Genomic DNA, 412 nt, shown 5'->3' with positions numbered 1-412 from the left:
GCGTGCTCTCCTAAAACGGTAGAAAAGGTCGGCTCAACCACAACGGTAGAGAACAAAAGCGTCAACTGGGAAGGGTATGAAACAGGTTCGACTGTCAAAAAGGATGATATAAATGTAGCGCTTTTACAAGGAGAATGGGCAGCTTATAAAGGTGTCTACAAGTTTGGAGTACACCTAAATGCGATGAAGCTGGAAAAGCCTTTCATCATAGAAGTAAAAGACAATACCTACAGACGAAATAAGAACTCAAACTTCGAAGAATTTGCACTAAATCAGAATATCATCACCCAGAACAAAAAATCAAAAACTGACACAGGAATAATTAATAAACTGACCGAAAATGAATTAACCATTACTTGGAAAGATGGTAAAAATTATACCCGTTACTATTACGAGAAGGTAAAGTAGAAGA

1 protein-coding gene is annotated in these 412 nt (G+C 37.4%); it reads left to right on the top strand.

The genetic code is table 11. The annotated features are described in order from the left end of the window. Window positions 1-408 (top strand): hypothetical protein (locus tag OB13_RS20810; RefSeq protein ID WP_461492103.1); only part of this gene is annotated, 408 nt, incomplete at its 5' end. Between the last annotated feature and the right edge of the window lie 4 nt (window positions 409-412).

It is taken from the genome of Pontibacter sp. HJ8, from assembly GCF_054824225.1.
The sequence above is the reverse complement of the archived record's forward strand: the minus strand, read 5'-3'. Positions and strand labels throughout refer to the sequence as shown.